Origin of the sequence: Enterobacter cloacae complex sp.6700776, assembly GCF_048284255.1 — a bacterium.
Taxonomy (GTDB): Bacteria; Pseudomonadota; Gammaproteobacteria; order Enterobacterales; family Enterobacteriaceae; genus Enterobacter; species Enterobacter intestinihominis.
Map to the genome: position 1 here is coordinate 655,493 of NZ_JBLVYK010000001.1, position 20,319 is coordinate 675,811.

The window sequence follows — 20,319 nt, forward strand, 5'->3', positions numbered from 1 at the left end:
GCGGCTTCGGCCTACCCGGCCCAGGTTATTACGGACTTGTAGGCCGGGTAAGCGCAGCGCCACCCGGCAATGTCCTCAGTGATACGTCTTAATGATCTCCAGCACGCCGTTAATAATAAACTGCACGCCCATACAGACCAGCAGGAAGCCCATCAGACGGGAGATAGCTTCAATCCCCCCCTTGCCCACCCAGCGCATAATCGCCCCGGAGCTGCGCAATGACCCCCAGACGATAATGGCGATAAGCGCAAAAATGATCGGCGGCGCAACGGTAATAACCCAGTGCGGAAAAGTAACACCATCACGCACCGTTGAGGCGGAACTGATGATCATCGCAATCGTTCCCGGCCCCGCCGTGCTCGGCATGGCTAACGGCACAAACGCGATATTGGCGCTCGGTTCGCTTTCAAGCTCCTCCGATTTGCTTTTGGCTTCCGGCGATTCATGCGCTTTATGCGCCGGGAACAGCATCCGGAAACCAATAAACGCCACAATCAGCCCACCGGCGATACGCAAACCGGGAATCGAAATACCAAAAGTATTCATCACCAGTTGTCCGGCGTAATAAGCCACCATCATAATCGCGAAGACGTAGACGGAGGCCATCCTCGACTGCTGGTTGCGCTCCGCGCTGTTCATGTTACCCGCCAGCCCCAGAAAGAGCGCCACGGTCGTTAACGGGTTCGCCAGCGGAAGCAACACCACCAGCCCAAGCCCCACTGCTTTAATCAAATCCAACATAATGCACCGCAGTCCTTATCCTTATTCATTACCGCAATTATAGGGGGAAAGTCTCGTCCTGAGCTATCCGCGCAACGTAACCATAATTGTCTCGCGTAACTAATAACCCCAGATTATCTATATGATTTAAAAGCGTACAGAAAAAGTTCCTGAAGCGTTTTAGCATTTCGTGGCATCGGCTGATCCATTCAGTTGACTTATACTTGCCTGAGCAATAATATCTGCCGTGACTAAACTACTTGCCAGGGCAACCATTGTGAAAAGCACCAGTGATCTCTTTAACGACATAATCCCACTGGGTCGTCTTATTCATATGGTTAACCAGAAAAAAGATCGCCTGCTCAATGACTACCTGTCACCGCTGGATATCACCGCAACACAGTTCAAAGTGCTGTGTTCCATTCGCTGCGAAGTGTGTATCACGCCGGTTGAGCTGAAAAAGGTGCTCTCTGTCGATCTGGGTGCGTTAACCCGCATGCTGGATCGTCTCGTCTGCAAAGGATGGATAGAACGAAGCCCTAACCCGAATGACAAACGTGGCGTACTGGTGAAACTGACCAGCGATGGCGCGGCCATGTGTGAGCAATGTCATCAATTAGTAGGACAAACACTGCACCAGGAACTGACAAAAAACTTAACGGCAGATGAAGTGGCAACGCTTGAGCTTTTACTCAAGAAAATCCTGCCGTAAACAGAAAAAGAGGTATGACGATGTCCAGACGCAATACTGACGCTATCACCATTCATAGCATTTTGGACTGGATCGAAGATAACCTGGAATCTCCACTTTCCCTTGAGAAAGTGTCTGAGCGTTCAGGTTACTCAAAATGGCACCTGCAACGGATGTTTAAAAAAGAGACCGGCCATTCATTAGGACAATATATTCGCAGCCGTAAGCTGACGGAGATTGCCCAAAAACTGAAAGAAAGCAATGAGCCGATCCTCTATCTGGCGGAACGCTACGGATTTGAATCGCAACAAACCCTGACGCGTACGTTCAAGAACTACTTTGACGTGCCGCCTCATAAGTACCGTATTACCAGTATGCCGGGTGAATCCCGTTATCTGTATCCGCTAAAACATTGCAGTTAATCATCGCCTGTTAAGACGTAACCGAGGAAATCATGAAATTTATCGTCTCCGCCGCCCTCACCTTGCTGGTGCTGGTTTCCGGCCAGAGCTTCGCGGAGCAAACTCCCAGTGCGGGGCAGCAAAATAATCGTGACACCATGATTATGCCGTCCACGCAAAACCAGTCGCCCTGGGACTTCAATCACATGGGCGCTGGCAGCGACAAATCCGACGAATTAGGCGTGCCGTATTATAATCACGACCTGTAATTCGTTTTTGCCCCGCTAATGCGGGGCTTTTTTCTGCCTTAACTCCGCACCCGCGTCGCCCGACGCACCCGCAAGCCAAAGACGTTGATATACAGCCCGGCCATAATCAGCCCTGCGCCACACAGTTGCAGCGCGCTGAGCGTTTCATCCAGCAACAGGGCGGCGCTGGCAAGCCCGACCACCGGTACCAGCAGCGATAACGGCGCCACGCGCCAGGTTTCATAGCGTCCGAGCAGCGATCCCCAGATGCCGTAGCCAATGATTGAGGCGACTAATGCCAGGTAGATCAGCGACAAAATGGTCGTCAGGTCGATCTCCACCAGGCTTTTCAGCATCACCTGCGGTCCATCCAGAATAAACGACGCGGCCATAAACGGCACAATGGGGATCAACGCGCTCCAGACCACCAGCGACATGATCCCAGGACGCGACTCATGCTGCATTATCAGCTTGTTAAAGATGTTGCCGCACGCCCAGCTCAGCCCCGCCGCCAGGGTGAGCATAAAGCCCAGCAGCGCGACATGCTGACCGTTGAGGCTGCCTTCTATCAGCACCAGCACGCCAAAGACCGCAAGGCTAATGCCCGCCAGCTGTTTGCCCTGCAAACGTTCGCCAAAGACAAACGCGCCGAGAATAATGGTAAAGAAAGCCTGCACCTGAAGCACCAGCGAAGCCAGACCCGCAGGCATACCGAATTTGATAGCGCAAAAAAGAAACGCAAACTGACCAAAGCTGATGGTGAGGCCGTAGCCCAGCAGAAGCTTCAGGGGAATCTTTGGGCGGGCAACGAAAAGCAGCGCCGGGAAGGCCACCAGCAGGAAGCGCAGACCCGCCAGCATGAGTGGAGGCATGTTGTGCAACCCCATTTTGATGACCACAAAATTGAGTCCCCACACCACGACAACCAGTAACGCTAACAGCCCGTCTTTCCGCGTCATTTTCCGCCCCTGAATTATTAAATTTTTGTAAACACTTCAAGGTAACAGAAAAAATACCCCCGCGAGAAGATCATTAATTCTGGTACTGAGGAGAAGCACTTGCGGATAAATTGGGTGCTATACAAGCTGCCGATCCCATGATAATCCTGTAATAACACAACAAAAAAAGCATAAGCATTTGTCGGGCAGGAAAATGAAACCATCAATCAGGCGCTCAACCGCAGCGCTGCTGGCATCGTCATTGTTATTAACAATTGGCCGCGGGGCAACGCTGCCCTTTATGACCATATATCTCACACGCGTGTACGATATGAGCGTGGAGAATATTGGCTATGCCCTTACCGTGGCGTTGACCATTGGCGTGGTGTTTAGCCTGGGGTTTGGCATCCTGGCGGACAAGTTCGACAAAAAACGCTATATGCTGGTCGCCATCGTGGCCTTTATCGCCGGGTTTGTGGCCATTCCGCTGGTGAATAACGTGACGCTGGTGGTGTTGTTCTTTGCCCTGATTAACTGCGCCTATTCCGTCTTCTCAACGGTGCTGAAAGCGTGGTTTGCCGACGTGCTGACCTCCAGCGAAAAGGCGCGCGTTTTCTCACTCAACTACAGTTTCCTGAACATCGGCTGGACGATTGGGCCGCCGGTTGGCACTCTACTGGTGATGTACAGCCTGCAACTGCCGTTCTGGCTGGCGGCCTTCTGCGCCGCACTGCCGCTCGGGTTTATCCATTTCTTTGTGCAGAAAAGCGTAGCGTCTGACAGCGTGGAGGAAAAAGCGCCGTGGCAGCCCTCGGTGCTGCTGAAGGACCGGGCGCTGTTCTGGTACACGCTCTCCGGCCTGCTGGCGTCCTACGTGGGCGGATCGTTCGCCAGCTGCATTTCCCAGTACGTCCTCGCCGCGTATGCGGACAGCGATTTCGCAGAAAAGGTGGTGGCCGTTGTGTTGCCCGTCAACGCGGTGGTGGTGGTCACCCTGCAATACGCGCTTGGCCGCAAGATCTCCGCCAGCAACATCCGCCCGCTAATGACAGCCGCAACGCTCTTTTTCATCCTAGGGCTGGGCGGGTTTATGCTTTCCGGCGAGAACCTGCTTTACTGGGGGATTGCGGCGGCGATTTTCACCCTGGGTGAAATTATTTATGCCCCGGGTGAATACATGCTGATCGACAATATCGCCCCGCCGGGCATGAAGGCGAGCTACTTCTCCGCCCAGGCGCTGGGCTGGCTGGGCGCGGCGGCGAACCCGATGATCACCGGGCTCATCCTGACCCATCTGCCGCACTGGTCGTTATTTATTATTATGATGGCCGCCATTATTGCGGCGTGGCTGATGGTTTTGCGCGGGATGCGCGTGAAAAGTGAAGATAGCGTGTCGGGTGGCGCTGCGCTTACCCGACCTGGAAAACCCTAATCCCACGCCGGGTAAGGCTAAGCCCCCACCCGGCAAAACCAACAGCCTAGTGGTGCAACATCTCCTCCACCACCTGCTCTTTATACATCTCGTTCGGGTAGTAGGTCGGCCAGTTATCCATCTCTTTCAGCAGCGCCTCGTGGGAGGTGTTGCCCATAAAGATATGGAAGTGTGAAGAGGCTTTCGGCCCGATGGTATGATCGCTGAACTGCACAAACTTAGGCGCCTGGCTTGCCTTATCCTTACATTCAAACAGGTAGCGCACGCCTTTTTTCCCCGACGCATAGGTCAGAATTTTATAACCGCTGTAGTCGTAGCGGCAGCTGCTCACCGTTTTGCCTCTGTGGAATTCCATCACGTTGTTTTCAATGCCGATGGCGTCCACGTCCGTCGCGTAGCCCTTACGGTAGTAGGCTTTCACCTCGGCAGCGGATTTTTCCCCCTTCTGCGCTTTCTTTTCGAAAACCGGATCCAGCGAACCATCAAGCAGGAACGGGTAAACAGACTGCCAGGTCCCGTCCCAGTCAGACAGCGTCCTGTCCCTGACGTCTTTATCCTCAAAGACGCCGTTTGCCGCCTTCTGTTCCGCCTCCGTCATCTGATGACCGTGCGAATGGGCAAAAAGCGAGCCGCTTACCAGCAGCGTTCCCAGAGTCAGCGCAATTTTTCCAAGTTGTGCAGCCACAGCAAAACCCTCATTCCGTGTTATAAGAATGAGGATGTTATAGTATAACATTTCAGATCGCAACCAGTCCGCGAACCCCCTCCTGCTCCATGTTCTCACCGCGCCCCTGCTGGACAATGCTGCCGCGCGACATCACCAGATAGCTGTCGGCCAGCTCCGCCGCAAAATCATAAAACTGCTCCACCAGCAGGATCGCCATATCCCCCCGGTTCGCCAGGCTGCGGATCACCTGCCCAATCTCTTTAATTACCGACGGCTGTATACCTTCCGTGGGTTCATCCAGGATCAGTAACCGTGGACGGCTCGCCAGCGCGCGACCAATCGCCAGCTGCTGCTGCTGACCACCGGAAAGATCGCCTCCGCGACGGTGTTTCATCTCCTTCAGCACCGGGAAAAGCTGCCAAATCTCCTCCGGCACGCTCCTTGCGTTTCCCGCGGAGAAGCGCGACAGTCCCATCAGCAGGTTTTCTTCTACGGTCAGACGCGGAAAAATCTCCCGCCCCTGCGGAACATACGCCACGCCGGACTGCACCCGCTGGTGCGGTTTACTGTGAGTGATGGTCTTTCCCTGCCAGACCACCTCCCCGGCTTTCACCGGGATCAGCCCCATCAGGCACCTCAGCAGTGTGGTTTTCCCTACCCCGTTGCGCCCCAGCAGGCAGGTAACTTCCCCGACCACCGCCTCAAAGCTCACCCCGCGCAGAATATGACTTCCGCCGTAGTACTGATTCAGCTCGTTAACCTGTAACATTACCTCTCCTTAGCGTCCCAGATAGACGTCGATCACCTGCTCATTGGCCTGTACCTCGCGAAGCGAGCCTTCTGCCAGTACGCGCCCCTGATGCAGCACCGTGACGTGGTCGGCGATGGTCTCGACGAAGCCCATATCGTGCTCAACCACCATCAGCGAATGCTTGCCTGCCAGAGTTCGGAACAGCTCGGCTGTGTATTCCGTCTCTGCGTCGGTCATACCGGCGGCGGGTTCGTCCAGCAGCAACAGATGCGGATCCTGCACCAGCAGCATGCCGATCTCCAGAAACTGCTTCTGCCCGTGGGAAAGCAGCCCGGCGCGGCGATCGCGCTCGCTGCCAAGCCGCAGCAAAACCAACATCTCGTCAATGCGGTCGCGCTGCTCGCCGCTGAGTGTTGCCCGCAGGCTCGCCCAGACGGACCTGTCGGCTTTCATGGCGATTTCGAGGTTTTCCCCTACGGTCAGCGCTTCAAACACGGTCGGCTTCTGGAACTTACGGCCAATGCCCTTACGGGCAATGGCCGCCGGTTCAAGGGCTGTCAGATCGATGGACTGATCGTAAATAGCCTTCCCGCTTTTTGGCCGGGTTTTGCCGGTGATCACGTCCATCAGCGTAGTTTTACCGGCGCCGTTAGGGCCAATGATGCAGCGCAATTCTCCAATGCCGATATTAAGTGAGAGATCGGTCAACGCCTGAAAACCATCGAAACTGACGTTAATGGCCTCAAGCTGCAACACCGGATCGGTCTGCTCACGGTAACGATCGCCCGGTAGCTGGCGGGTAAAGAGTCCTTCAGAGGGCTGCATTAATTATCTCCCTTACGAAACAGACCGAACACGCCGCGCGGTAAAAAGAGCGTCACGACGATGAAAATCAGCCCAAGAAACAGTTGCCAGTACTCCGGCATCGCCACGGTGAAAAAGCTCTTCGCACCATTGACCAGCGCCGCACCAATCACCGGGCCTACCAGGGTGCCGCGCCCGCCCAGCGCCACCCAGATAGCCGCTTCAATCGAGTTGGTCGGCGACATTTCACCCGGGTTGATAATACCCACCTGCGGAACGTACAGCGCGCCCGCCAGACCACACAGTACGGCGGAAAGCGTCCAGACCAGCAGCTTGAAGCCGCGCGGATCGTAGCCGCAGAACGTCAGACGGTTTTCCGCATCGCGCACCGCCGTTAAAATGCGGCCAAATTTACTCTTCGCCAGGGCGTAGCCTGTGCCCAGGGCCAGAAGCAGCAGCATGACCGTTGCGAGAAACAGCGCGATCCGCGTGGTAGTCGCCGTAACGGAAAACCCGAGCAGCGTGGTAAAGCCGGTAAAGCCGTTATTGCCGCCAAAACCGGTTTCGTTGCGAAAGAACAGCAGCATGCCCGCATAGGTCAGCGCCTGGGTCATGATGGAAAAATAGACCCCTTTTATCTTCGAGCGGAAAGCAAACCAGCCGAAGACCAGCGCCAGCAGGCCGGGGATCGTCACGATTAACACCAGAGCCCAGGCGAAATGCTGCGTTCCCCACCAGAACCAGGGCAGTTCGCTCCACGAGAGAAACGACATAAACGCGGGCAGCCCGTCCCCGGCCGCCTGGCGCATCAGGTACATACCCATCGCATAGCCGCCCAGGGCGAAGAATATGCCGTGCCCCAGCGAGAGCATACCGGCATAGCCCCAGACCAGATCGAGGGCCACGGCGACAACCGCGTAGCAGAGGATTTTGCCGATAAGCGTCAACATCCACGTCGAAACGGCCAGCGGATGGGTGGCGGGTAACAGCGCGAGAAAAGGCAGCACCAGCAGCGCCGCGACCAGCAGACTGCCGAAGATTTGCGCGGTGCGCGGTGCCCTGCGCGCCAGTGTTAAGGTCAATGGCTGGCTCATCAGTCTGTCACCCTCCCTTTAAGTGCGAATAACCCCTGCGGACGTTTCTGGATAAACAGAATGATCGCCACCAGAATCAGGATCTTGCCCAGCACGGCGCCCATCTGCGGTTCAAGAATTTTATTGAAGATCCCCAGACCAAAGGCCGCCGCGACGCTACCGGCCAGCTGGCCGACGCCGCCGAGCACCACCACCAGGAACGAATCGATGATGTATCCCTGGCCCAGCTCCGGCCCCACGTTCCCCAGCTGGGACAACGCCACGCCGCCCAACCCGGCAATGCCGGACCCGAGGCCAAACGCCAGCATATCTACCCGTCCGGTGGGAACGCCGCAGCAGGCCGCCATGCTGCGGTTTTGCGTCACCGCCCGCACGTTGAGACCCAGACGCGTTTTGTTCAGAATGAGCCAGGTGAAGAACAGCACCAGCAGTACAAAGCCGAGCACCACAATACGGTTCCAGGGCAGCGTCAGGTTGGCGAAAACCTGCACCCCGCCGGACAGCCATGCCGGGTTAGCGACCTCAAGGTTCTGAGCGCCAAAGGTCATGCGGACCAGCTGGATAAGCATCAGGCTTATCCCCCAGGTGGCGAGCAGGGTTTCCAGCGGGCGGCCATAAAGATGGCGTATCACCGTGCGCTCCAGCACCATTCCGATGCCTGCGGTCAGGCAAAACGCCACCGGCAGCGCCACCACCGGATAAAGCGCCAGCCACTGAGGCATCCACTGCGCCATTACCTGCTGCACCATCCAGGTGGCATACGCCCCGAGCATCAGCATTTCACCGTGAGCCATGTTAATCACCCCCAGCAGACCATAGGTGATAGCCAGCCCGAGCGCGGCCAGCAAGAGTACCGACCCCAACGACAGGCCCATGAAGGCCTGCCCCAGCAGTTCGCCCCACATCAGCCGGTGCTGAATACGCTCCAGGCTCTCAGCGGCGGCGGCACGTACCCGTGCGTCCGGCTCGGTTTGTGTCCGGGTGAACGGCGTCAGCGTGGCCTGCACGTCCGGATCGTCAGACTGTCCCAACAGCTCAACAGCCTTGAGCCGTACTTCAGCCTGTGGGCTCGTCAGCTGGAGGTTTGCCAGCGCCAGCATCAGCGACTGTCGGGCGACGTCGTCCGTTTCGCTACTGGCCCGCTGTTGCAGAAAGCCGAGCATATCCGGCTGGGCGTCACGCTGAAGTTGCCGCGCGGCATGACGCCTTTCGGTGACTCTGTCACTGACAAGCTGATGCGTCGCCAGCGCCGTGACGGTTAACACGCGCAGTCGGTTGGTCAGCCGCACGGCTTTGGTCGTGCCTTCAGCGCTTTTTGCCGCGCCCAGGGCAACCATTTCGCCGTCGATGCGGGTAAATGCCTTCTTCTGGCTGTCGGTATAAAGGTTCTCCTGTTGCAGCGCCTTAAGCAGCGGCAAACGTGCAGGTTCCGGCGTGGCTGCCCAGCGGGTCAGCATGGCGGTTTGCTGGCTGCGGCTAGCGGCAACGAAATCATCGGCATCCGATGCCTGCGCCATCCCTGGCAGCAGTCCGGTAAGCCACACAATCGCAATCATCATGCGTATGGCGTTCATGACGTCTCTCCCTGGTGGTGGCTTAGTTGCTGGCGGTTTTCATCGGCTGGTCAGGCTTTTTGTCATTCCCGGCGATAAACGGGCTCCACGGCTGAGCGCGTACCGGCTGTTCGGTTTGCCAGACGACGTTGAACTGGCCGTTGCCTTCAATTTCACCAATCATGACGGGCTTATGCAGGTGGTGGTTGGTGGCGTCCATGGTCAGCGTAAAGCCGGACGGCGCGTTGAACGACTGGCCCGCCATTGCCGCGCGCACTTTGTCCACGTCGGTTGTTCCCGCTTTTTCAACCGCCTGCGCCCACATATGCAGGCCAACGTAAGTCGCTTCCATCGGATCGTTGGTGACCACGGTATCGGCATTCGGCAGCTTATGGGCTTTCGCGTAGGCTTTGTAAGCCGCGACAAAGGTCTGGTTGGTCGGGTTGTCGACGGATTCAAAGTAATTCCACGCCGCCAGGTTACCCACCAGCGGTTTGGTATCAATGCCGCGCAGTTCTTCCTCGCCCACCGAGAACGCCACCACCGGCACGTCCGTGGCTTTCAGCCCCTGGTTCGCCAGTTCTTTATAGAAAGGCACGTTGGAATCACCGTTGATGGTGGAGACCACCGCCGCTTTGCCGCCCGTGGAGAACTTTTTGATACTGGCGACAATGGTCTGGTAATCGCTATGACCAAATGGGGTGTAGACCTCTTCAATATCTTTATCTTCAACGCCTTTCGAGTGCAGGAAGGCGCGCAGGATCTTGTTAGTAGTGCGCGGGTAAACGTAGTCCGTACCCAGCAGGAAGAATCGCTTCGCGCTGCCGCCGTCCTCGCTCATCAGGTACTCCACCGCCGGGATCGCCTGCTGGTTAGGCGCCGCGCCGGTATAGAAGACGTTAGGTGACATCTCTTCACCTTCATACTGCACCGGATAGAACAGCAAACCGTTCAGCTCCTCAAAAACCGGCAGAACCGATTTACGCGATACGGAGGTCCAGCAGCCAAACACCACGGCGACCTTATCCTGGCTCAGAAGCTGGCGGGCCTTTTCGGCAAACAGCGGCCAGTTGGATGCCGGGTCAACCACCACCGGCTCCAGCTTTTTCCCGAGCACGCCGCCTTTAGCATTGATTTCATCGATGGTCATCAGGGCAACATCTTTCAGGGGCGTTTCTGAAATGGCCATCGTGCCGGAGAGAGAGTGCATAATCCCGACTTTAATGGTCTCTGCGGCCTGGATGCCAAAGCTCATTCCCATGGCGATGACGGAGGCGGACAAGGTGAACGCTTTAATAAAGGTACGACGGTGCATATTTTCACTCCTGAAAAGAAAGCTGTGCGAAGACGTCCGTTATCGCCGGACGCAGAAAAAAGTAACGCCAGTTTCAGGAGAGCAAAAACAGTGCCAGGTTGCAGAGACAGGATTTTAAAGGGATCGAAGAGAGGAGTGACGGGAAACGACTCAGAATGGTACAGCGCTGCACTGTAATAATGCAGCGCTGTAAACGGCGTTACCAGACGTCGCTGGCGATTTGCGTCACCAGGCGAACTTTATCCCACTGCTGGGCTTCGCTCAGGCTGTTACCCTCTTCCGTAGAAGCAAATCCGCACTGCGGGCTGAGGCAAATCTGCTCTTTCGCCACGTAGCGCGCAGCCTCTTCCAGACGCGCTTTCACCCCTTGCGGGTTCTCCAGTTCACCGTGTTTGGTGGTGATCAGCCCCAGAACCACCTGCTGTTTACCCGGGCGCACAAAACGCAGTGGCGCGAAGTCCCCGCTACGGTCGTTGTCGTACTCCAGGAAGAACGCGTCGACGTTCACCGTGCCGAACAGCACCTCCGCCACCGGCTCATAGCCGCCCTCGGAAATCCAGGTTGAGCGGAAGTTGCCGCGGCAGACGTGCAGCCCGACGGTCAGATCGTCCGGTTTGCCCTCCAGCGCCTTATTCAGCACCCGCGCATAGGTCCGGGCAAGTTCGTCTGCATCGTCACCGCGCTCGCGGATCTGGCGGCGCTGGTCCTCCGAACAAAGATAGGCCCAGACGGTGTCATCCAGCTGCAGATAGCGGCAGCCTGCATCGTAAAAGGCCCGAATGGCATCGCGCCAGGTGGTCGCCAGATCGTCAAAGTAATCCTTCAGATCCGGGTAGACCGTAGCATCAATATCCTTGCGGCCACCGCGGAAGTGCAGCACGCTCGGGCTCGGAATGGTCATCTTCGGCTGTGCATTACCGCTAATGCTTTTGAGGTAGCGGAAATCTTCCAGCATAGGATGATCGCCGAAGCCCAGTTTGCCCGTTACGCGCACGCCATGGGCTTTAGTCTGCACCCCGTTGAACTGAATGCCCTGCTGGGAATCATAACGCTCCACGCCCTGTAGCCCGTCAAAGAAGTCAAAGTGCCACCAGGCGCGGCGGAATTCACCGTCCGTTACCACATGCAGACCGCAGGCGCACTGCTGCTCGACAACATGACGAATGGCCTCGTCCTCAACCGCGCGAAGCTGCCCGGCATCGATTTCACCGCTGGCAAATTGCAGACGGGCCTGTTTAATGGCATCCGGGCGTAAAAAACTGCCGACTACATCGGCGCGGTACGGGGCATGGTGTCGCTGCATGGAAATCTCCTCTGTCTGTCGGCGTTAATTGCCCACAGTGATAATTCATCTCTTGAATCTTTAGACTTCTGGATGTCTAAACGTCCTGAAAAGATGTCATACCGGCTCGCCGCCGACAAACGAGAAAATTTCATCTGTGTTGAAATAAATTCATGTTCACAGAGCGGGTGATGAAGATCCTGCAAACGCGAACCGCTCATCTTCCCAGCCGGTCATGCCCCCGAGCATAATCTTAACCGGCAGACCCAGACGCGCCAGCTTTAGGGCCGCCCTGTCCGCCCCGTTGCAGTGCGGGCCTGCACAATAGACTACAAACAGCGTGCCCTCCGGCCACGTTTTCATCCGCTCTGCGGTGATCTGGCTCCAGGGTAAATGCAGCGCGCCGGGCAGATGCCGCCGGGCAAAATGTTCAGGCTTTCCGACAACGTGCAGCAGAACAAAGTCCTGCTCACCGCTGGATACCGCGTGATGGACATCGGCGCAGTCCGTCTCGACACTCAGACGACGCAGAAAATGCCCCACAGCTTCCTGCGGCTCAGCAGCCGGAAATTCAGTAACATAGCTCATGAATCTTCCTCATTTGTGGTGTTTGTGTTAACACTACTCTATTCCTTAATTCAGCCCATGAATGCGTCCGCCTATGCCAGAAAACAGCAAAAAGATGACAAACTTAAGACATCCCTCGCCGCGCACGGTCGTGCTGGCATATGACGGTTTATGTACCTTTGAGTTTGGCGTGGCGGTAGAAATCTTTGGCTTGCCGCGCCCGGAGATGGGCGATGACTGGTATCAGTTTGCCGTGGCGAGCGTGGATGATGGCGAACTCCGGGCAACGGGCGGGATCCGTATTCTGGCCGATGGCGATCTGGGTCTGCTGGAGACGGCGGATCTGGTTGTCGTTCCCGGCTGGCGAGGGCTGGACGAACCCGTACCGGAAGCGCTCTGCCAGGCGCTCCGCGCGGCGCATGCCCGCGGCTGCCAGCTACTCTCGATCTGTTCTGGCGTTTTCGTTCTGGCAGCCTCAGGCCTGCTTGACGGGCGGAAGGCAACCACCCACTGGCGCTATACGCAAGCGCTGAAAACACGCTATCCCGCCATTACCGTGGTCGAAGATGTGCTCTACCAGGACGAAGGCGATATTCTCACTTCCGCCGGAAGCGCCGCGGGGATTGATCTGTGCCTGCACGTGGTGCGCCGGAATTACGGTATGGAAGTGGCAAACCGCGTGGCGCGTCGGCTGGTGATCCCGCCCCATCGGGACGGCTCGCAAACCCAGCAGTTTAGCCGACCGGTGGCTCAGTTGCGGGAGAGCCAGCGCCTGGGCCAGCTGTTTGATTATCTTCACCAGCATCTGGCCGTTTCCCATACCGTCGAATCGCTGGCCCTGCGGGTGGGTATGAGTCAGCGCACCTTTCTGCGCCGTTTCCAGGACGCGACCGGAACAACACCCGCGCGCTGGTTATTGACTGCGCGATTGCAGCGGGCAAAAGATTATCTCGAAAACAGTCGGCTCAGCATCGACAATATTGCGGAACAAACCGGATTTGGGCAAAGCGCCACGCTGCGCCACCATTTCCGGCAGCAATATGCGCTTTCACCCGCGCAATATCGCAAACAATTTTTACAGCCGGTACGATAAACGGGCAAAAAAAACCGCCATAATCTGGCGGTAAATGCTTGCATGGATAGATTTGTATTTTGGTATCTACGCTCCGGTATTCCATACCGGGATGTGGATCACCTGCAATCTACCACTGTGAGCCTCAACGAAGCATAAACGAATCGATTAACCCGCTTTGGTATTAATTTGCAGATAACGCATCAGCCCCTGCTCTGCACTCTGGCGGGCATCATCATTAATCGCTTCGAGATAAAACGCACGAGAGACCCCATACGGCGCCTGCTCGGATGGGTAAACAGCGAACTGGAAGGTTTTGCCCCTCGCCTTATTGGTACAGCCCAGCTCCCAGCGATCTTCACTTACCTGGGTGCTATTACATTCGACACGTCCGTAATCGCTGGTTAAATACGATCCGACACGGCTTTTTGCTGACTGAATATATTCTGGTTCTTCATTTGAATAGATGCTGGCCGCAGCACCCACCGCAACCACTACGCCCAGAAGTGATAGCACGATTATTTTTTTCATTTATTCGATCCAATCCTTAGCCAGAAAAATCTTATTGTAAATGATTTCCCAATAAATCTAGCTTCTCTTTGCATACCAGAAATGGGAGTTTACAACGGCGATATTGCTTTTAAGAATAGTCTTAAGTGAGTTTTATGGCGACCACAATTTTTGACAGTCTATTTTCTCAAATTTAAAGAGTCGAATAATTACTCTATGAAATTATCCCTACGATGACCGTAGCGTATTTTCGGGGGTAAAAGATGTTCAGAAAAGGCTTTTCGCTACTGCTGCTGATTAGTGCACTGTTCTCGGGGCAGATTATGGCGGAGCACAAAGGACATGAATTTCTTTACGTGAAAAACGCCGACCATCAGCTTCGTCATGAAGCTGACAGCGACGAGTTACGTAGCGCGGCAGAGGAGTCTGCGGAGGGGTTGCGCGAGCACCATGCCTGGCAGAAATCGCGCAAACCGGATACCCACTCTGCGGGTTAGCTGCCTTTACGCTTCGGCAGGGTCTTCATCAAATCGTCAGGGCTGACGGAGGCCACAATGCTGCCCGGAGACGGCATTTTGAAGATGTGATTCTTCATCTTGCCGATAACGTGCATTTCACACGGACGGCAGTCAAACTTCAGCGTCAGTACTTCATCGCCATTCACCAGCTGCATCGGCGTCGCTTTCCAGCTTTTAATATTCCCTTTCGCCTGTTTCGGACAAAGGTTAAAGGCAAACCGCAGGCAGTGTTTGGTGATCATCACCGGCACATCGCCCTTCTCTTCATGCGCTTCATACGCGGCGTCAATCAGTTGCACGCCGTGACGATGGTAAAACGCACGCGCTTTGTGGTTGTAAACGTTCGCAAGGAAAGAGAGATGCGTGTCCGGGTAGACCGGCGCAGGCACCGCTTCGGCCTTACGACTGCCGCGCGGATAGTTTGCCAGGCGTGCTTCATCCAGCATCTCTGCCGTTTCACGGCGGAACTGGTTCAGCAGGCTGTTCGGCACGAACAGCGCATCCGGCAGATTCACCTCAATATTGCGCGCATAATAAATGGTCTGCCCGAGCTTCGCTACGCCATCCTTGAGGTTGCTAAGCGCTTTCTCCGCATTGTTCGCCACCTCGAACAGGCCATCGAGCGTATGCGTCACGCTGATGCCGTCTTCGCAGGTCATGGTCAGGATCAGCTGCTCTTCCCAGCCACCCAGCGCGATATCCACCGCAATGCGACGCTCGCTGGAGGTCTTGAGCAAGGCCTGCTGCCAGTTGTGATCCAGGTTACGGTTCAGCGCCGCATTCGGGCGGGCTTTGTAAAGGTCGGCAGGCATTTCGTTCGGCCAGACGCGATAACGATTTTCGCCGGTTTTCTCCACCGTATTGGCGCGAAAACCAACCACTTCACGTTTGATCATCACGTTGAGACCATCGCCGTTCGCCAGCGGCTCTGTAACCTGAACGTCAAGATGATCCTTCGCCACTTTCAGCACTTCCCCCACCGGCAGACCGATAAACTTCGGTGAATCGAACGCGCCAATATCCCCTTTGCGCGCATTAACGAAATAATCCGTACTGCCGCGGTGGAACGTTTTGTCCGTCGATGGAATAAAGAAATGCTCTGTACGACCGGCGGACGCGCGCGCCAGGTCACCGCGATCCTCGATGATGGCATCCAGCATCTGACGATAATGGGCGGTGATATTTTTCACGTAGCTCATGTCCTTGTAGCGGCCTTCAATTTTGAAGGAGCGTACGCCGGCATCGATCAGCGCGCCGAGGTTTGCCGTCTGATCGTTATCTTTCATCGACAGCAGGTGTTTCTCGAATGCCACCACGCGGCCCTGATCGTCTTTCAGGGTATACGGCAAACGGCAGGCCTGAGAGCAGTCGCCGCGGTTAGCGCTGCGCCCCGTCTGGGCGTGAGAGATATTACACTGCCCGGAATAGGCCACGCAAAGCGCACCGTGGATAAAGAATTCAATGGTCGCGTCGGTGGTCTGGTGGATATCGCGGATCTGGTTCAGGTTCAGCTCGCGCGCCAGAACAATCTGCGTAAACCCGACGTCTGAAAGAAACTTCGCCTTCTCAACGGTGCGGATATCGCACTGGGTGCTGGCGTGCAGCTCAATTGGCGGGATATCCAGTTCCAGAACACCCATATCCTGAACGATCAGAGCGTCAACGCCGGTCTGGTAGAGATCGGTAATAAGACGCTGCGCGGGCTCCAGCTCATCATCATGAAGAATGGTGTTCAGGGTCACGAACACCTTCGCCCCGAAACGGTGGGCGAACGGTACCAGTTCGGCAATGTCGCGCAGGCTATTGCTGGCGTTATGACGGGCACCAAAGCCTGGGCCGCCAATGTAGACGGCATCCGCACCGTGAAGAATGGCTTCACGGGCAATGGCGGCGTCGCGGGCCGGGCTTAGCAGTTCAAGATGATGGGGGTGCAGGCGCATACTTCGTCGTTATCCGTTATGGTCAAAATGGCGGCTATTGTAGTCAGAAGTCTGTGCCAGTGAAACCGTTTTGCGACGCTTTAGCGGGGATAATGGATCAGAGAGTGAAAATGCACCGTCCGGGTGCTGCTGTTGCGGTACGCGTGCGGTTTATCGCCGGCAAAACGCACGCCTGAATCAGCGTATAGAGTGCGCCAGACACCGTCGATATGCATATCCAGCTCACCGCTTATCACCACCACGTGTTCAATCACCCCGGCTTCGTGCGGCGTGGACTCACTCAGCGCGCCGGGCGACAGGGTGATGGAGAAATGGTCGAACTTAAGCTGTTCATCCCAGGGGAAAAGCGGTTTCACCACCATCGCCTGCTGCTGCGGATCGAACACCGCCTGCGGTTCGCTCTCTGGAGTGATAAACGCCGAAAAAGGTACGTTCAGCCCGGTGGCAATTTTCCACAAGGTTGAGACCGTCGGGCTGGACTCATTGCGTTCGATTTGCCCAAGCATCGCTTTCGACACGCCCGTCTCTTCCGCCAGTTTCGACAGGCTCCAGCCCCGCGCCTGACGCAGCGCTTTCAGTGTGGTTGCCAAGTGTTGAGTGATATCCATAGTTCCTCCCGTTGCAGCAAAGCATACCACTTGTACGCTATAGCGCACAGTGATACCTTATCCCGGACGTTATAACGCACAACGGAGTTCACATGCGATCGACTGCCTCTCTCTTTCCTGCCGTGCTGGCTGGTTTTGTTGCCGTTCTGGTGGGCTACGCCAGCTCTGCCGCCATTATCTGGCAGGCGGCTGCGGCGGCGGGCGCCAGTACACAGCAAATCGCCGGATGGATGACCGCGCTGGGGCTCGGGATGGGGATCAGCACGCTTGCATTGTCGTGGTGGTATAAAGCCCCGGTGCTGACCGCCTGGTCGACTCCTGGCGCGGCGCTGCTCGCCACCAGCCTGCAAGGCGTGACGCTGGCGGAAACCATAGGGGTATTTATATTTGCGAATGCGCTGATTCTGCTGTGCGGCGTCACTGGCCTGTTTGCCCGGTTGATGAAACTGATCCCGCACTCGCTTGCCGCCGCTATGCTGGCAGGCGTGCTGTTACAGTTGGGCCTGAAGGCATTCAGCAATCTTGAGGGACAAGTGCTTCTTTGCGGCAGTATGCTGGCCGCCTGGCTGGTGGCTAAAGCCGTGGCGCCCCGGTATGCCATTGTCGCCACGCTGCTGGTGGGGGTGTTCGTGGCCTGGGCTGGAGGTGACGTTGTCACGAATAAAATTACGTTATCGGTGATCATGCCGGAATTCATTGCCCCTGCGTTCACCTTCACCAGCCTGATCAGCATCGGCTTACCCTTCTTCCTGGTGACCATGGCGTCGCAGAATGCGCCCGGCTTCGCCACCATGCAGGCATCGGGCTATCCGCTGGCGGTCTCACCGCTGATCGTTGCCACCGGCGGGCTGGCGCTTCTGTTGTCCCCCTTCGGCGTCTATTCCATCTGTATCGCCGCCATCACCGCCGCCATCTGCCAGAGTCCGGACGCCCACCCGGATGCCAGTAAACGCTGGCTGGCTGCGGCGGCCGCAGGTGGGTTTTATCTGCTTGCGGGGGTGTTCGGCGGGTCGATTTCGGGGCTGATGGCCGCCCTGCCGCTGAGCGGCATCCAGACGCTGGCCGGGCTGGCCCTGCTCGGCACTATCAGCGGGAGTTTGTATCAGGCATTGAATCATGAAGCAGAGCGCGACGCGGCGATCGTCACCTTCCTGATGACCGCCAGCGGCGTCACGCTCCTGGGAATTGGCTCCGCTTTCTGGGGGCTGGTGCTGGGTGGGATCTGTTACGCTGTCTTCTCACGCCTTCGCCGCGCGTAGCTGTGACGGCGTGATGCCGGTCATGCTGCGAAAACGGTTACTGAAATGGCTGGCGGAGTTAAATCCGCAGGCCAGCGCGATGTCGGTGAGCGGCGTGGTCGTGTGCTGAATCAGCGCTTTGGCCTTCTCCATGCGGCGCTGCATGACGTACTGATGCGGCGCCAGCCCCATCGACTGGCGGAACATCCGCGCAAAGTGATACTCACTGAGTGCGGCCTGGCCCGCCAGTTCCGCCAGCGTTAAGGGTTGCGCCAGATTCTCCTCGATAAAGGCCAGCACGTTGCGCAGCACAAACGGCGATAGCCCGCCGGTGACCACCGGTAACTTCCACTGGACGCTGGAATAGTGCTGGACCAAATGCGTCAGTAATAAGGTCGACGCAGTGCTCAGGGTGAGCTGATTGGCGTTTTGCTGCCAGTCGCAGCCGAGCAAAAACTGGCGATAAAGGGCGGTGATTTTCGGATCGCTGCCGAAGATTTTTTCCTCCAGCGTCAGCGATAGCGGTCGTTTATCCCAGATTTTCTCCCCCACGTCCCGCAGGTGTTCATCGGTGCAGTAGAGGTGCACGAACGACAGGTCATCACGAATATCCCATGTGGATTCGCTCTCTTCCGGCATCAGACAAAAACGGTCCGGCCCGCCGCCATTTTTCCAGCCACCCGGCGTTTTTTGATAGCTTTCATAGCCATCCGCCACGTACAGGCTAAGGGTGTGATGGTTGCTTTTCACGGTGATCGTGTCGTGCTTGTTGTACCACGCCGCCAGTTGAATGCCAGTATTGAGCGCGACGGTTTCCCGCAGCACTGCATTTTTTTGGCGTAACGTTTCAAAGGTGTTGTAAACGAGAGACATGGCCGTAAACAGGTGATTAATCAGACTGTCAGTCTAAGAAGTGTTGCAGCCTGTTACCAGCCATTGTGCGAGAAAAAAGCGCAAGAATTTGCAAGTCCGGCGCAAGGCGATGAAAGCCGGGGCCCCCTTCTTTCGCCACACTGTTGTTTTCCGCGGTATGAGAAGAGAGACACCATGAACGCATTACTCTATGGGCTGGTTGTTGTTATCTGGGGCACGACCTGGATCGCCATTTTTTTACAACAGGGGCCGGTTGCAGCGCCGGTCTCCATTTTCTGGCGCTTCGCCGTGGCCAGCGCCACGATGATGATCGTCCTGGTCGCCCTTCGTCGCCTGCGCAGGCTGGCGCTGCGGGATCATCTCTACTGCATGCTTCAGGGTTGCTGCGTTTTCTGTTTCAACTTCTGGTGCTTTTACACCGCCGCCGCCCATATCAATACCGGCCTTGAGTCGGTGATTTTCTCGATGGCCGTGCTGTATAACGCCATCAACAGCTTTATCTTCTTCGGCCAGCGTCCCCCCGCACGCTTCTGGACGGCGGCAGCGCTTGGGCTTATCGGGATCATTACCCTGTTCTGGAACGATCTGCTCGCCAGCGGCTGGAGCGCGTCATTGCTTACGGGCATCGGGCTTTCCGCCCTCGGCACCTACGGCTTCTCGCTGGGGAATATGATCAGCATGCGTCATCAGCGAAACGGGCTGGAAACCATGACCACCAATGCCTGGGCGATGCTGTATGGCACCGTCGTGATGGGCCTTATCGCTCTCTTCAGGGGCGATAGCTTTATGCCGGAATGGACGGTGAGCTATATGGGGGCGCTGCTCTATCTTGCTCTGTTTGGCTCGGTGATTGCCTTCGGCGCCTACTTTACGCTGGTAGGCCGCATTGGTCCCGGTAAGGCCGCGTACAGCACCCTGCTGTTCCCGCTGGTGGCGCTGTCGATTTCAACGGTGTACGAGGGTTACGTGTGGCATATCAACGGGATCGTCGGCCTGCTATTGATTTTGGGGGGAAATATGGTGATGTTTACGAAACCGGAAACCTGGTTCCGCCGCCTGCTGACGGCATAAAATAACGGCCTGCGTAAATGCAGGCC

Annotated in this window: 22 protein-coding genes; 8 read left to right on the forward strand and 14 right to left on the reverse strand. The window is 56.5% G+C overall.

Annotated features, from left to right (window positions below; all coding sequences use genetic code 11):
- Positions 1-75: 75 nt before the first annotated feature.
- A complete protein-coding gene (locus tag ACNQ0T_RS03280; protein ID WP_022648105.1) occupies positions 76-741 on the reverse strand; it encodes a MarC family NAAT transporter in 666 nt (221 codons plus the stop codon).
- A gap of 256 nt (positions 742-997) precedes the next feature.
- On the opposite strand from ACNQ0T_RS03280, the gene marR reads away from it, so the two are divergent.
- The 3 genes from marR to marB are packed head-to-tail and all read left to right on the forward strand — an operon-like array spanning position 998 to position 2,081.
- A complete protein-coding gene (gene marR / locus ACNQ0T_RS03285; RefSeq protein ID WP_020884159.1) occupies positions 998-1,432 on the forward strand; it encodes a multiple antibiotic resistance transcriptional regulator MarR in 435 nt (144 codons plus the stop codon).
- Between the two features lie 20 nt (positions 1,433-1,452).
- Positions 1,453-1,833, forward strand: a complete 381-nt coding sequence (gene marA, locus ACNQ0T_RS03290; protein ID WP_001303241.1) for an MDR efflux pump AcrAB transcriptional activator MarA — start codon at positions 1,453-1,455, stop codon at positions 1,831-1,833.
- Positions 1,834-1,865: 32 nt separating this feature from the next.
- Positions 1,866-2,081, forward strand: a complete 216-nt coding sequence (marB, locus tag ACNQ0T_RS03295) for a multiple antibiotic resistance protein MarB (protein WP_023300098.1) — start codon at positions 1,866-1,868, stop codon at positions 2,079-2,081.
- A gap of 38 nt (positions 2,082-2,119) precedes the next feature.
- Here marB and eamA read toward each other — a convergent pair whose 3' ends face one another.
- Positions 2,120-3,019 carry an O-acetylserine/cysteine exporter gene (eamA, locus tag ACNQ0T_RS03300; RefSeq protein WP_023330139.1) on the reverse strand — a complete coding sequence of 300 codons (900 nt, stop codon included), beginning with the start codon at positions 3,017-3,019 and terminating at the stop codon, positions 2,120-2,122.
- A 193-nt stretch (positions 3,020-3,212) separates the two neighbouring features.
- On the opposite strand from eamA, the gene ydeE reads away from it, so the two are divergent.
- Positions 3,213-4,430 carry an efflux MFS transporter YdeE gene (ydeE, locus tag ACNQ0T_RS03305; RefSeq protein WP_022648102.1) on the forward strand — a complete coding sequence of 406 codons (1,218 nt, stop codon included), beginning with the start codon at positions 3,213-3,215 and terminating at the stop codon, positions 4,428-4,430.
- 46 nt (positions 4,431-4,476) lie between these two features.
- On the opposite strand, the gene zinT is transcribed toward ydeE, so the two are convergent.
- From zinT to ACNQ0T_RS03345, 8 genes are all read right to left on the reverse strand, one after another.
- Complete coding sequence (gene zinT / locus ACNQ0T_RS03310; protein WP_023306187.1) at positions 4,477-5,115, reverse strand: metal-binding protein ZinT; 639 nt, start codon at positions 5,113-5,115, stop codon at positions 4,477-4,479.
- 52 nt (positions 5,116-5,167) lie between these two features.
- Positions 5,168-5,866, reverse strand: coding sequence for an urea ABC transporter ATP-binding subunit UrtE (gene urtE / locus ACNQ0T_RS03315; RefSeq protein WP_023300094.1), 699 nt, complete (start codon positions 5,864-5,866; stop codon positions 5,168-5,170).
- Between the two features lie 9 nt (positions 5,867-5,875).
- The gene (urtD, locus tag ACNQ0T_RS03320; RefSeq protein ID WP_417929562.1) at positions 5,876-6,673 is read right to left on the reverse strand and encodes an urea ABC transporter ATP-binding protein UrtD; all 798 of its coding nucleotides are present in this window, start codon (positions 6,671-6,673) and stop codon (positions 5,876-5,878) included.
- Positions 6,673-7,746 carry an urea ABC transporter permease subunit UrtC gene (gene urtC / locus ACNQ0T_RS03325; RefSeq protein ID WP_192970285.1) on the reverse strand — a complete coding sequence of 358 codons (1,074 nt, stop codon included), beginning with the start codon at positions 7,744-7,746 and terminating at the stop codon, positions 6,673-6,675. The genes urtD and urtC overlap by 1 nt, the downstream gene beginning before the upstream one ends.
- The gene (gene urtB, locus ACNQ0T_RS03330) at positions 7,746-9,320 is read right to left on the reverse strand and encodes an urea ABC transporter permease subunit UrtB (RefSeq protein WP_417929565.1); all 1,575 of its coding nucleotides are present in this window, start codon (positions 9,318-9,320) and stop codon (positions 7,746-7,748) included. The genes urtC and urtB overlap by 1 nt, the downstream gene beginning before the upstream one ends.
- A 22-nt stretch (positions 9,321-9,342) precedes the next feature.
- Positions 9,343-10,614 (reverse strand): urea ABC transporter substrate-binding protein, encoded by a 1,272-nt coding sequence (gene urtA, locus ACNQ0T_RS03335; RefSeq protein ID WP_063148872.1) that lies wholly within the window; start codon positions 10,612-10,614, stop codon positions 9,343-9,345.
- A 199-nt stretch (positions 10,615-10,813) separates the two neighbouring features.
- Positions 10,814-11,917 carry a cobalamin-independent methionine synthase II family protein gene (locus ACNQ0T_RS03340; protein ID WP_045622756.1) on the reverse strand — a complete coding sequence of 368 codons (1,104 nt, stop codon included), beginning with the start codon at positions 11,915-11,917 and terminating at the stop codon, positions 10,814-10,816.
- Between the two features lie 156 nt (positions 11,918-12,073).
- Positions 12,074-12,484: a rhodanese-like domain-containing protein gene (locus ACNQ0T_RS03345; protein WP_417929567.1), complete on the reverse strand. Its 411-nt coding sequence runs from the start codon at positions 12,482-12,484 to the stop codon at positions 12,074-12,076.
- A gap of 73 nt (positions 12,485-12,557) precedes the next feature.
- Here ACNQ0T_RS03345 and ftrA point away from each other — a divergent pair, with 73 nt between their 5' ends.
- Positions 12,558-13,556 carry a transcriptional regulator FtrA gene (gene ftrA, locus ACNQ0T_RS03350; protein WP_417929568.1) on the forward strand — a complete coding sequence of 333 codons (999 nt, stop codon included), beginning with the start codon at positions 12,558-12,560 and terminating at the stop codon, positions 13,554-13,556.
- A 147-nt stretch (positions 13,557-13,703) separates the two neighbouring features.
- On the opposite strand, the gene ACNQ0T_RS03355 is transcribed toward ftrA, so the two are convergent.
- Positions 13,704-14,066 carry a hypothetical protein gene (locus tag ACNQ0T_RS03355; RefSeq protein ID WP_015570547.1) on the reverse strand — a complete coding sequence of 121 codons (363 nt, stop codon included), beginning with the start codon at positions 14,064-14,066 and terminating at the stop codon, positions 13,704-13,706.
- A 242-nt stretch (positions 14,067-14,308) separates the two neighbouring features.
- Between ACNQ0T_RS03355 and ACNQ0T_RS03360 the strand changes: the two genes are divergently transcribed.
- A complete protein-coding gene (locus ACNQ0T_RS03360; protein ID WP_022648092.1) occupies positions 14,309-14,542 on the forward strand; it encodes a DUF2554 family protein in 234 nt (77 codons plus the stop codon).
- Here ACNQ0T_RS03360 and ACNQ0T_RS03365 read toward each other — a convergent pair.
- Both ACNQ0T_RS03365 and ACNQ0T_RS03370 read right to left on the reverse strand, forming a co-directional pair.
- A complete protein-coding gene (locus tag ACNQ0T_RS03365) occupies positions 14,539-16,503 on the reverse strand; it encodes a peptidase U32 family protein (protein ID WP_022648091.1) in 1,965 nt (654 codons plus the stop codon). The genes ACNQ0T_RS03360 and ACNQ0T_RS03365 overlap by 4 nt on opposite strands.
- 80 nt (positions 16,504-16,583) lie before the next feature.
- Positions 16,584-17,111 (reverse strand): helix-turn-helix domain-containing protein, encoded by a 528-nt coding sequence (locus tag ACNQ0T_RS03370; protein ID WP_032624275.1) that lies wholly within the window; start codon positions 17,109-17,111, stop codon positions 16,584-16,586.
- Positions 17,112-17,203: 92 nt separating this feature from the next.
- On the opposite strand from ACNQ0T_RS03370, the gene ACNQ0T_RS03375 reads away from it, so the two are divergent.
- Entirely contained in the window at positions 17,204-18,370 is a 1,167-nt protein-coding gene (locus ACNQ0T_RS03375) for a benzoate/H(+) symporter BenE family transporter (protein WP_417929570.1), read from the forward strand.
- Here the strand turns inward: ACNQ0T_RS03375 and ACNQ0T_RS03380 are convergent.
- Complete coding sequence (locus tag ACNQ0T_RS03380; protein ID WP_126291532.1) at positions 18,350-19,222, reverse strand: helix-turn-helix domain-containing protein; 873 nt, start codon at positions 19,220-19,222, stop codon at positions 18,350-18,352. The genes ACNQ0T_RS03375 and ACNQ0T_RS03380 overlap by 21 nt on opposite strands.
- 174 nt (positions 19,223-19,396) lie before the next feature.
- On the opposite strand from ACNQ0T_RS03380, the gene ACNQ0T_RS03385 reads away from it, so the two are divergent.
- Complete coding sequence (locus ACNQ0T_RS03385) at positions 19,397-20,293, forward strand: DMT family transporter (RefSeq protein WP_045308102.1); 897 nt, start codon at positions 19,397-19,399, stop codon at positions 20,291-20,293.
- Positions 20,294-20,319: the final 26 nt, after the last annotated feature.